The organism is Mucilaginibacter achroorhodeus, assembly GCF_007846095.1.
GTDB classification, from domain to species: domain Bacteria; phylum Bacteroidota; class Bacteroidia; order Sphingobacteriales; family Sphingobacteriaceae; genus Mucilaginibacter; species Mucilaginibacter achroorhodeus.
On the sequence record NZ_VOEI01000003.1, the window covers coordinates 136,385 to 148,583 of the forward strand.

Consider the following 12,199-nt stretch of genomic DNA (forward strand, 5'->3'; position numbering starts at 1 on the left):
AGTATAGCAAAAAAGATACTTTTGCAAGCAGTTATTTAGCTTTAACGATATTACGGACATGAACCGACTTAACCAGCTTTTTGCTTCGAAAAATAAACATCTGCTTTCTATTTATTATACAGCCGGTTATCCGCAATTAAATACCACGCTTGATATTGCCGAAGCGCTTGAGAAAGCAGGTGCCGATTTTTTAGAGATCGGTTTTCCATATTCTGATCCGGTTGCTGACGGTCCAACCATACAGCACAGCTCGCAAACTGCCTTGGACAATGGAATGACTTTAAATATATTGTTTCAGCAGTTGAAAGATCTGCGTAAAAGTATTAGCATACCGGTGCTTTTAATGGGTTATGTAAACCCTATTGTGCAATACGGTGTAGAACGTTTTTGCCAAGATGCAGCAGCTGCCGGCGTAGACGGCGTTATAGTACCCGACCTGCCGATGTATGAGTACGAAACCCTATACCGTAAGCATTTCGAAGACAACAACCTCAGCAATATATTCCTGGTTACCCCGCAAACCTCAGAGGAGCGTATTCGTAAGATAGATGGTTTAAGCAACAGCTTTATTTATTTGTTGTCGTCTTCATCCATCACCGGAGGTAGTTTAAAGCTAAGTGATAGCATTGAGGCCTATTATAAACGTATTAAAGATATGCAATTGAACAATCCGGCTATTATTGGTTTTGGTATCTCAGATAACAGGTCTTTCAGCAAGGCTTGCGAGTATGCCAATGGTGCTATATTAGGCAGTGCCTTTGTAAAACTTTTAGCAGAGGAGAATTATTTGGAAAAAATTCCTGGATTTATAAAATCTATAAAGGGATAAATTATAAGTAATCTTCCAGAACACCTTTTCCTTCCCGGATGATCTCAAAGTCACCCGATGTGCAGTCAACCACGGTTGACGGTATGTTCTCACCATAACCGCCATCGATCACGATATCAACCAGGTCTTGATATTTTTCATAGATCAATTCCGGGTCAGTAGAATATTCCATGATCTCATCATCATCGTGGATAGATGTAGATAGGATAGGGTTGCCTAATACCTTTACAATGCAGCGGGCGATATTATTATCCGGTACGCGTATACCAACTGTTTTTTTGTTAGAGCTAAGCAGTTTAGGCACAGCATGGCTTGCATTAAAAATAAAAGTAAATGGACCTGGTAAGGCTTTCTTTAACAGCCTAAAAGTGGTGTTATCTATCGGTTTAATATAATCAGAAATGTGGCTAAGATCATAGCAGATAAATGAGAAGTTGGCTTTTTCGGGTTTGATGTTCCTGATGCGGGCAACCTTCTCAATAGCCTTCTGATTGGTAATATCGCACCCTATCCCATAAACGGTATCAGTAGGGTAGATGATTATGCCACCTTTACGCAGCACATCTGCAACCTGTTCAATAGCGCGTTCGTTAGGATTTTCAGGATAGATCTTTAAAAGCATAACTATAAAGCAAATATAACTATCAAAGGTTTTAAAAAGAGAAAGCCATCCGGTTTTACGAATGGCTTTCTGTGAATATTTAAGAGAGATTAATCTCCAATTAACTAATCACTAATTAATCAACTCAGGCTTGCTTAGCAAATTGGATGCTGGCGATCAATTTTATGTCTTCACCAACTACTACCGAACCTGCTTCCGTAATACCATCCCAGGTAAGGCCAAATTCTTTGCGGTTGATTTTGCCTGTTACGTCAAAGCCTGCTTTATTGTTACCGTAAAAATCGGTAGCAATGCCACCGTGTTCTACATTAAGAGTAACCGGTTTGGTAACGCCTTTTATAGTTAGATCACCTTTTAATTGATAATCATCTCCATCTTTTGTCAAAGAAGTTGATTTGAAGCTGATCTTAGGGTGAGAAGCAGCATCAAAGAAATCAGCACCCTTTAAGTGTTCATCACGCTGGCTTTGGTTAGTGTCAATACTGTCAACATTTAAAGAAAACTCAACTTTTGCATCTGTAAAGTCGTCGTTCTCGGTTTCTAATGAACCTTCAAATGTTTTGAAAGAACCTGTTACCGTAGATATTACAAGGTGTTTAACTTTAAACTGAACCTCTGAGTGCATTGGATCTAATACCCATTTTGTTGTAGTCATGATTGTAATTATTTGTTGTGTGTGACAAATATAGAAATTAAATGTTTAAACATCTATTTTGTTTTTCATCAAATGACGCTAAACAGACAATGATGTCAATGTTTAAACGGTAGGGCGACCACGATGTTTTCCGCTACCAATCATTTAACATTTTAGTAATAAAAAAGGCCCCGAGTTTCGGAGCCTTCTAATTTATCTATAAGTATGTAACTAATATTTAGCTACGCTAACACTTCTTTAACACGTTCTGCAGCCTCTTTCAACAAAATAGCAGAGAATACCTGCAAGCCAGAGTTATCGATCAATTCTTTTGCTTCTTTTGCATTAGTGCCTTGTAAACGTACAATGATAGGTACCGGGATGTTGCCAATTTCGTTGTATGCATCGATAACGCCTTGTGCAACACGGTCGCAACGTACTATACCACCAAAAATATTGATCAAAATAGCCTTAACGTTAGGGTCTGAAAGGATGATGTTAAAACCAGCCTTTACAGTTTGTGCATTTGCTGTACCACCAACGTCAAGGAAGTTAGCTGGCTCGCCACCGGCAAGTTTGATAATATCCATAGTAGCCATTGCCAAACCTGCGCCGTTAACCATGCAACCAACGTTGCCATCAAGTTTTACATAGTTAAGATTGCTTTTGCTTGCCTCAACCTCGGTTGGGTCTTCTTCAGCAGTATCGCGCATAGCAGCGTAATCCGGGTGGCGGTATAAAGCGTTATCATCCAGGTTAACTTTAGCATCAACTGCTAAAATTTTGTTGTCAGATGTTTTTAATACCGGGTTTATCTCAAATTGTGAAGAGTCGGTAGCATCGTAAGCTTTGTAAAGTGCAGTGATAAATTTCACCATGTCTTTAAACGCCTCACCGCTGGTGCCCAGGTTAAACGCGATTTTACGCGCCTGGAAGCCTTGTAAACCAACTTTAGGATCTATCTCTTCTTTGAATATTTTATCAGGAGTTGAGTGCGCAACTTCTTCGATGTCCATGCCACCTTCGGTAGAGTACATGATAATGTTGCGGCCTTTAGCACGATCAAGCAATACGCTCATATAGTATTCTTTGGTTTCACTTTCGCCAGGATAGTAAACATCCTGTGCTACTAAAACCTTGCTTACCAATTTACCTTCCGGGCCGGTTTGAGGGGTAACCAATTGCATGCCAATGATCTGGTTGGTTAATTCTTTAACCTGATCATGATTTTTTGCCAGCTTAACACCACCACCTTTACCGCGGCCACCAGCATGTATTTGTGCTTTTACAACAACCCAGTCAGAGTTAAAGTCTTCCTTTAATTTCTGTGCGGCTGCAACTGCTTCTTCAGCTGTTTCTGCAAGTATGCCTTCCTGTACTCGTACGCCAAAGCTTTTTAAAATCGCTTTGCCCTGATATTCGTGAATGTTCATATTGTCGAAGTATTTGCGGTAAAACTACAATTTTGTTTTAAGACATCAACCTACTCCGGTTACAGTTTTGCAATATTTATTTTAATAAACAAATGGCTTTAATTGCATTTTAACAATTTATAAGCTTTACGTTGTTTTCTAATCGCTAAATTCGCACATGCTAAAAGCACAAGCTATAAAGAAATCATACGGAAATCTTAACATTTTAAAAGGGGTAGACCTTGAAGTACAAAAAGGAGAAATTGTTGCCATTGTAGGTGCATCCGGTGCCGGTAAAAGTTCCTTACTCAACATTTTAGGTACACTGGATACGCCCGATAGCGGGCAACTTTTTATAAATGATGAAGAGATAAGCAAGTATGATAACAAAACGCTTAGCGCTTTCAGAAACAAGCATATAGGCTTTATATTTCAGTTCCATCACTTATTGGTTGAGTTTAGTGCACTTGAAAATGTTTGTATTCCGGCTTTTATAGCTGGGGTTTCACGGGTTGATGCTGAGAGCAGGGCTAAAGAGCTTTTGGATATGCTTGGCCTGAAAGATCGTTATAACCATAAACCGGCAGAACTTTCTGGTGGAGAGCAGCAACGCGTTGCAGTAGCTCGGGCCTTGATCAACAAACCGGCCCTCATATTTGCCGATGAACCCTCAGGAAACCTCGACTCCCAAAATGCTTTAGAACTTCATCACTTGTTTATCAAATTAAGAGATGATTTCCAGCAAACGTTTGTGATCGTAACACACAACAAAGACCTGGCAAATATGGCAGACCGCACATTAGTGATGAAAGATGGTTCAATTGTAACTAACGTTTAGTGAAAGTACTGATAACCGCCGGTACATCGGCAAAAGCATTTAAGATTAAAGGCAGTTTAATTGGGAAGGATATTCTTTTAGGAGATTATAATGAAATTCCTGCATTCACCAATATCATTAAACTTCCAAACCCAGCCAGCGACACCTACGCACACGAAATGCTCACCTTAAGCCTTGATAATTCAGTTGAATCCATTTACCTGTTAGATGATAGAGAATGGCAAGTGTTGCAAATATCAAAGCAATTGTTTAGCGAATACAATATTGAACTAATTAATGGCTGTAAATTATAACGATATCGATCCCAGCAAAAAGGCGTTTATTTTTGAGTTAGATAATGTGCTTTTCCCCGCCAAAGATTATTATTACCAGATCTATTATCTTTTTGCCAATCTTTTAGAGTATACCGAATTAAATAACGCATCGAAGACAACCGAGCTGATGATTGCAACGTATAATACAAAAGGAGAGGATGCTGTTTACGATGCTTTGGTTGGCGAGTTAGATTTTGATGAAAAATATCGTAGTAAACTGGAGATCATGTTGCTTACATCAAAGCTGCCGCTTAAGTTGTTGCTGTACCAGAATATGCTTAGCTTTATGCAAGAGGTGGTAACCGACAGAAAGAAGCTATTTGTAGTTACCAACGGCACACCTCAAATGCAGCTGAATAAAATACGCCAGGTTGAATGGCACGGTCTGGAGTCTTATTTAACTTGTTATTTTGCGCAAGAAACCCGGCCTAAGCCAGAAACAGATTCAATCGATCTGCTATTAAAGGAACACCATTTAGAGAGGCGGGACCTGTTAATGATCACCGAATCAAACACAGATATATTATGCGCAGAGGCAAGCGGAATCGACTATTTTCCGGCTTCTGAAATTATATCTTAAATACTGATAATATACTAATAGCAAACGCGTTAACTCAAATATCATTAAATACGTATGAGGAAATTCTTTTACTTTATTGCAGCGCTAACAATGGGGCTTGCATCTTGTTCCAAAAAAAGTGTTAACCCGGGGGACGACACTACCGGCCCGACAAAGACCGGCTCGACACTTGATCTGATCAAGGACTCTGTGTATTTGTATGCGCAGCAAACCTATTATTGGAATACGTCATTACCAACTTACGATAAATTTAACCCACGCTCGTTCACTGGCTCAAGTGACGCTAACGCATTAAGCAAAGAAGTTGATGCATTATCGCAGTATGCCATAAACCCGAAAACGAACAAACCTTATGAGTATGATGAGGATTCTCCGGGACAAGCTAAATATTCTTTTATCGATCAGGGAGCTGTAGCAGGCTCAATAGGTGGCACCAACGGCGATTTCGGGTTTGCACCTTTTTGGCCAAGCACAAATGATCTTCGCGTAAAATATGTTTATCCGGGTTCACCAGCTGATGCGCAAGGTATCAAGCGTGGATACCAGATAATCAAGATAAATGATAAAACAGATCTTGCGGCAACCGATGCTAACGTGAGCTTCCTGATACAAGCTTATGCGTACAGCAATACCATTAACATGACGTTGAGAAGGCCGGATAACACCACTTTCGATGTGTCTTTATCTGTAGCAAATTATAATGTAAACCCGGTGATCACCAGTAAAGTATTTGATTTAGGCGGTGGTAAAAAGGTTGGTTATATGGTATTCAATAGCTTTACGCAATTAAGCAATGCCCAGCCTAAGATAGATGCAGCATTCAGTACTTTCCAGGCAGCAAATATAACAGACCTTGTTATCGACTTGCGTTATAACGGAGGCGGTGCTGTTGAAACAGCTCAATACCTAAGCAATTTAATGGCGCCAGAATCAGCTTTTGGCACGCCGATGTTTAGCTATGTATTTAACCAAACAATGGCAACCGGCAAAGCAACTATTTTGAAAAACCAGGTTAGAAAAGATAACAGCGGAAGGTTATATAACTATTTCGACGCCTTTGATTATACCGCAGCAACTAATACAGAAAATTTTGAAAAGCAATCATTAGGTAGCTTGGCTACCTTAAATAACATTTTCTTCATAGTAACAGGTAGCACTGCATCAGCAAGCGAGTTGACGATAAACAACCTTTTGCCAAAACGTAATGTTAAACTTATTGGTAACACTACTTACGGTAAACCAGTTGGTTTCTTCGCTATGAATATTAATAAATACCAACTTTATATTCCGCAATTTGAGACTAAAAACTCGGCAGGTAACGGCGGTTATTATGCAGGTATGCAACCGGGTTCTGCAGACTATGCCGGTAAATACGCCGCGGATGACGTAAGCAAAGATTTTGGCGACCCTGATGAGCAATTACTTAAGTACGCGCTTAATTATGTTAAGCAGGGTACATTTGATGTTGCAAGTCCTAAAGTACAAAGTTTGTCTACCCAACGTTTGTTTAGTGCAGATGAGTCTCACGCGCTTGGGATCAAACTTGATGCACGTAAGTTCAAAGGCATGGTCGTAGATCACCCTCAGTCTAAAAAATAAGTGTATAAGTAAAACTAACAAAAGAGGCCGAAGATCAATCTTCGGCCTCTTTTGTTAATCAGCAAATTCGCGCAGGTCAACCGGCACAACACGGGATATACCCTGCTCAACCATAGTTACGCCGTAAACAATATCAGTACAAGCTATAGTGCGTTTATTGTGTGAAATAATGATAAACTGCGAATCAGCAGAGAACTTGCGGATGATGTTGTTAAACTTATCAATGTTTGTGTCATCAAGCGGAGCATCAACCTCGTCAAAAATACAGAAGGGTGCTGGCTTGAGCAGGTAAAGCGAAAATAGTATGGCTGTAGCTGTAAGCGTTTTTTCCCCGCCCGATAACTGGTTGATTGATAGCGGTCGCTTACCTTTAGGCCGTGCAATAATGTCTATGTCGGACTCGAGCGGATTATCGGGATTGGTAAGTGTAAGATCGCATGAGTCTTCTTCATTGAACAATGAGCGGAATACTTTTATAAAGTTCTCACGTACCAATACAAAGGCATTCATGAATTTCTCTTTGGCGGTGTCATCAATTTCCTGAATAGTGGCCAGTAACGATGCTTTAGCTTCTGCGAGATCTTTCTTTTGCGTTTGGATGAAAGTATGGCGCTCGTTCATCTCATTGTATGCCTCAACCGCCATAGGGTTAATAGCACCAAAATCATCGAGCTGGCGCTTCATTTTTTCAGTCTTCTCACGAATATCGTCTTCGTTATCGGCTTTATTTACTTCAATTTCTAACAGGTCATTGATATCGATATTGAACTCTACCGACAAACGTTCACGAAGAGCATTCAGTTCTATTTTTAGGTTATTACGCTCATCTTTAAGTTCGTTCTCTACAGCTTCCGTGCGATCTTTTTGCTGGCGAAGTTTTGTCACTTCGGCCTCGCGTTCGGTGATTAAGTTACGCCACGCGTAATATTCCTGTTCGGCTTCTGCGGTGCCTTTTTCAAGAGACTCTTTCTGTTCGTACATTTCGAGCAGGTTCTCGTCGCTATCCCCGGTTTGTTGCAGATTTTCCAATATCAACGCTTTCACTTTCTCCAGCTCGGCAGTATTTTGCCTTATGCGCGTATCCAGGTGCTCTAATTGCGTTTCGCGGTAATCAAGGTCTTTTGCTAAACCCGACACCTTATTTTGCTGTTGGTGAAAACGGATATTCTCCTGGTTGTAGGCGTTGGAACGGACAGTTACAACTTCGTTGAGTTCATTGAACAAAGCCTGCTTCTCCAGCATTAATTCATTTTGCGTTTGCTTCTGTTCTTTAAGATCTAAAAGGGTAGGGCCAAGGTTAAATATCTCATCTTTTATCCCGGCAATTTTATCTGCTATGGCTTGCTTACGATTCAAGCTATTCTCAATAAAGGCTTGGTATTGTTCCTGTTTGGTTTTAACTGTAACCAGCTCAGTGTTTAATTGATTAAGCTCAAATTGTTTCTGGCGAACCTCATTAGCCTTGCCTGATGCTTTTAAGGCTACCAGCCTGCTGTTTAATTCTTCAGACTCACTTTTTAATTTCTGTATGCGTGTTTCGGATTGTTTGATCTCTTTAAGTAGGTTATCAAGATTTTTTGCCCTGCCTATACGTTTTCCTTCAAACAAACCGACTGAGCCGCCAGCCATGGTATGGCGCGATTTATTGAATTTGCCGCTTTTTCCTATTAGTACAACGCCTTCCGGCAACGGTAATGAGTTAATATCCTGCTCGCTGTGATCATTAACGAGGTAAACATTTTTTAGCAGATGAGTGCATAGCGGTTTGTAACGTTCGTCTACCTCAACAACTGATAGTGCCGGAATAGCTGCAGAGTCTATTAAGCTGGTATCTGAGGATTGCGCGTCGGTTTCGTAATTATCAAGGATGAAAAATTGCGCGCGCCCCTTAGCGGCATTGCTTAGCAGGTTGATGGCGGCAATTGCTTCGTTGTAATTATTTACCACGTAATGGTTCATAAACGGCTCGAGGTAGTTCTCTATCGCTACCCTGAACTCTTCCTTACAAAAAAGAATATCGCTGAAAAGCGTGATGGTTTTAGCCCAACCTGAGGTTTTCTTTAAAAAACGGATAGACTCCGGGAAACCCTCCAGGTTGTCTACCAAACTTTTAGTCAAATTATACTCGTTCTGTTTGGCATCCAGCTTACGGCTATCCGCAGCAATGCTTTCAGTAACGGTTTTAACCGATGCTTCGGTCTTCGTAATTTGCTCCTGTAGTTTGTTTTCCGCGTCCACAGCCAGCTCATACTCGCTTTGTAGGGTTTCAACCCGGGTTTGGAGATCGTCAACAACCGTATTGAAGTGTGAAAGTTCAGTTTCTTTATTGGTGGTATCTTCTACGTTGCGCTGGCTTTCCTGCTCAAGTGCCTGTTGTTGTATATTAAGGATGTCAACATCCTTTTCGGCTTTATAAACCTGGCTTTGTAAACGATTGTTTACCGCGTTAAGTTCATTCAGTTCGTTCCTGGCCTCAGCCTGTTGCGCTCGTAGTTCTTCAACCGCTTCTTTAAGTTCCCGTACACGGGCAGAAATGATCTGCAGGTTTTCATCCTCCTGTAACTTTTCTTCGTTAAGGCGCTTGATGTTATACTGTACGTGTTTGTGTTGTGTATTATCGCGCTCCAATTCATCCTTTAAACGCGATTCTTTATCCTGCTGATGTTTGAGTTGCTCGTTCTTAATGCGTTTTTCGCTTTCGTACGCACGTATTTTAGCCGTGTATTCATTGCTGGCTTTTTGTTGGGCAGCCAGGTTTTTCTCTTTAGTGATGCTTTCCACCTTACTTTTCTGAAGCTCGGCTTCCAACGTATCTATTTGTGTAACAATACCGGCTTTTTCTACTTTTTGTACCTGCTCTTTTTCCTCTATCTGCGCTAAAGACCGACTAAAATTGGCGATACGGAACGAAGCCAGGGATATACTCAACGTTTTGTACTGCTCTTTTAAACGATAATAACGTTCGGTTTTTTTTGCTTGATTCTCAAGCGTTTTAAGGTTTTTCTCAATCTCAAACAGGAGGTCCTCAACACGTTCAAGATCGGCTTCGGTATCTTTTAACTTGTTAAAGGTTTGTTTTTTGCGAAGCTTATATTTTGAAATGCCCGACGCTTCTTCGAATAAATTACGGCGAGATCCTTCCTTGTTGTTGATTATCTCATCTATCATTCTTAACTCGATGATAGAGTAGGAGTCGGCACCAACACCGGTATCCATAAAAAGGTCTGTAATATCCTTTAGGCGGCACTGCACATCATTGAGGCGGTACTCACTCTCGCCACTACGGTACAATCTGCGTGTGAGCGTAACCTGCGAAAAATCAGTAGGGAGGATGTTCTTTGTATTATCAAACGTTAGTGATACCTCGGCAAGGTTAGCGGCTTTACGGGTTTTGGTACCGTTGAAAATAACGTTGTCCATCTTTTCAGACCGTAGCATACGTGTACTTTGCTCACCCAAAACCCAGCGGATAGCGTCGACAACGTTGCTTTTGCCGCAGCCGTTTGGGCCTGCAATAGCTGTAACACCCTCATTAAAATTAATGGTGATCTTATCGCCGAAACTCTTAAACCCCTTGATTTCTAATTGAGTAAGTTGCATTAATCAGGACAAGTACTGCTAAAAAACAAAAGCTTAATATAGCTATTTAAGGTTAAAGCTGAAAGGAGAAAGCTAAAACGTTCGCCGCATCAAATTTCTATACTTCCCCGCAGATAGGTTACTGCTTTACCTGCCATTATTACCCTGTCGCCTTTCAATTCGCACCATAGTTCTCCCTTGCGTGAGGAAACCTGGTAGGCATGCAAGCTGTTTTTACCAAGTTTATTTGCCCAGTAAGGAATCAGGTTGCAATGCGCTGAACCTGTAACCGGATCTTCGGGCACACCGGCGGCTGGTGCAAAAAAGCGGGATACGAAATCAATATCTTTACCCTGTGCCGTAACAATTACCCCTAAAGTATCAATTTTAGCAAGTAAAGCGTGATCCGGAATCATATTCGTTATCTCATCCTCGGTTTCGTAAACCAGAAAGTAGTCGCGTGAGCGCAAAACTTCTTTAGGTTGATTTCCGCCCAAGGCGTTTATCAAACCTTCAGGTATGTCGGCTGCAAACGGAGGACGCGAAGGGAAATTCATAGAATATTTTTCACCATCGCGCGTAACTATTAATGTACCTGTCTTAACGGTGTCAAAGTTGATTGCATCACCCGCGTAACCTAATTCGGTAAATAAGATGTGGGCTGTGGCCAGCGTAGCGTGACCACAAAGATCAATCTCCAACTCGGGCGTAAACCAGCGCAGTAAGTAACCATTACCATTCTTTACAAAAAAAGCAGTCTCGGCCAAATTATTCTCCAGCGCTATTTTCTGCATCACGTTATCGGGCAGCCATTCCTCAAGCGGACATATTGCAGCGGGATTACCACCAAAAAGCTTGTTAGTAAATGCATCTGCTTGGTAAATGGGTATAGTCATAACTTTTAACGATTGATACCGCTAAGATAGCCGTAACTGACTAATTGTTCATTATCGGTAATGTGTTTTGTGCAGCCGTTATCAAGTAATTTTAATTTGTCGCTTACTTCCAAAATATTGTAGTATTGATGGTCGGTTATAATTATGCCTTTTGTTTTGACGCAATTTCGCATAGCTTCCTTTAACTCGTCGGCTTGCAAAGGTGAGATGTGTGTGAACGGCTCATCCAGCAAAATAAAATCAGCTTTGCTATGAACCACCATCATGGTTTCGAAATGTCGTAACTGACCACTGGATAACTCGTTGGCCTTTTTATCTCTACAGATTTCAAATATCGGTAATTGCTCAAACGAAGGCCATAATTGGGGATCGACAATAAATTTTGCTAATTGATGTATATTTATGCTCTTGGGTAGGTAATGATCTTGCGGCAGATAAGCCATTTGGTTGCCATGATAGCCTTTACCGATGGCATGCCCATCAATTGCAACATAGCTATAAGCAGGTTTAACTATGCCGAAGATTACTTTAAGCAAGCTTGATTTGCCGCAGCCATTGCGGCCTAATAAACCAACAATTTCGCCCTGCTTACATGTAAGGTGCACGTCACGCAATATTTTGCGGCCTTGATATTCCATTTGTACGCTATCAACCTTTAAGATGCGCATGCTGAGGAATAAATGAGAATAAAAGAGCTATTATAACGACATATATTGCAAGATCGCAGCTACATGCGTACACGTACATCCGGCTTATGCTATATCCGGCGTTGCGGTAAAACATGTAAGTTTTGCTGCCAAAATAATTTTTATAAAATAACATTGCCGCGTAACCCAATGCTTTAATGATCAGCGTGTTTATAAAAAAACAAACCCCGATCTTTAATAAACTTACTA

Annotated in this window: 11 protein-coding genes; 5 read left to right on the forward strand and 6 right to left on the reverse strand. The window is 40.9% G+C overall.

All coding sequences use genetic code 11. The features are described from left to right. The first annotated feature begins 58 nt into the window (after positions 1-58). Positions 59-829 (forward strand): tryptophan synthase subunit alpha, encoded by a 771-nt coding sequence (trpA, locus tag FPZ42_RS10340; RefSeq protein ID WP_146271049.1) that lies wholly within the window; start codon positions 59-61, stop codon positions 827-829. A 1-nt stretch (position 830) separates the two neighbouring features. Here trpA and FPZ42_RS10345 read toward each other — a convergent pair whose 3' ends face one another. From FPZ42_RS10345 to sucC, 3 genes are all read right to left on the reverse strand, one after another. After that, the gene (locus FPZ42_RS10345; RefSeq protein ID WP_146271051.1) at positions 831-1,451 is read right to left on the reverse strand and encodes an L-threonylcarbamoyladenylate synthase; all 621 of its coding nucleotides are present in this window, start codon (positions 1,449-1,451) and stop codon (positions 831-833) included. 124 nt (positions 1,452-1,575) lie between these two features. After that, entirely contained in the window at positions 1,576-2,106 is a 531-nt protein-coding gene (locus FPZ42_RS10350; protein WP_146271053.1) for a YceI family protein, read from the reverse strand. Between the two features lie 221 nt (positions 2,107-2,327). Further along, complete coding sequence (sucC, locus tag FPZ42_RS10355; protein WP_146271055.1) at positions 2,328-3,518, reverse strand: ADP-forming succinate--CoA ligase subunit beta; 1,191 nt, start codon at positions 3,516-3,518, stop codon at positions 2,328-2,330. Between the two features lie 157 nt (positions 3,519-3,675). Between sucC and FPZ42_RS10360 the strand changes: the two genes are divergently transcribed. The 4 genes from FPZ42_RS10360 to FPZ42_RS10375 are packed head-to-tail and all read left to right on the forward strand — an operon-like array spanning position 3,676 to position 6,828. Beyond that, positions 3,676-4,335, forward strand: coding sequence for an ABC transporter ATP-binding protein (locus FPZ42_RS10360; RefSeq protein ID WP_146271057.1), 660 nt, complete (start codon positions 3,676-3,678; stop codon positions 4,333-4,335). Further along, complete coding sequence (locus tag FPZ42_RS10365; RefSeq protein ID WP_146271059.1) at positions 4,335-4,628, forward strand: hypothetical protein; 294 nt, start codon at positions 4,335-4,337, stop codon at positions 4,626-4,628. The genes FPZ42_RS10360 and FPZ42_RS10365 overlap by 1 nt, the downstream gene beginning before the upstream one ends. Further along, entirely contained in the window at positions 4,612-5,229 is a 618-nt protein-coding gene (locus FPZ42_RS10370) for an HAD hydrolase-like protein (RefSeq protein WP_146271061.1), read from the forward strand. The genes FPZ42_RS10365 and FPZ42_RS10370 overlap by 17 nt, the downstream gene beginning before the upstream one ends. A 54-nt stretch (positions 5,230-5,283) precedes the next feature. Then, on the forward strand, positions 5,284-6,828 hold the full coding sequence (locus FPZ42_RS10375) for a S41 family peptidase (RefSeq protein WP_146271063.1): 1,545 nt from the start codon (positions 5,284-5,286) through the stop codon (positions 6,826-6,828). 54 nt (positions 6,829-6,882) lie between these two features. Here the strand turns inward: FPZ42_RS10375 and smc are convergent, their stop codons facing one another. The 3 genes from smc to FPZ42_RS10390 form a co-directional block, all read right to left on the reverse strand. Continuing rightward, entirely contained in the window at positions 6,883-10,428 is a 3,546-nt protein-coding gene (gene smc / locus FPZ42_RS10380) for a chromosome segregation protein SMC (protein WP_146271065.1), read from the reverse strand. A gap of 89 nt (positions 10,429-10,517) precedes the next feature. Further along, positions 10,518-11,303, reverse strand: a complete 786-nt coding sequence (locus tag FPZ42_RS10385; RefSeq protein ID WP_146271067.1) for a PhzF family phenazine biosynthesis protein — start codon at positions 11,301-11,303, stop codon at positions 10,518-10,520. Between the two features lie 5 nt (positions 11,304-11,308). Next, positions 11,309-11,971, reverse strand: a complete 663-nt coding sequence (locus FPZ42_RS10390; RefSeq protein WP_146271069.1) for an ATP-binding cassette domain-containing protein — start codon at positions 11,969-11,971, stop codon at positions 11,309-11,311. Between the last annotated feature and the right edge of the window lie 228 nt (positions 11,972-12,199).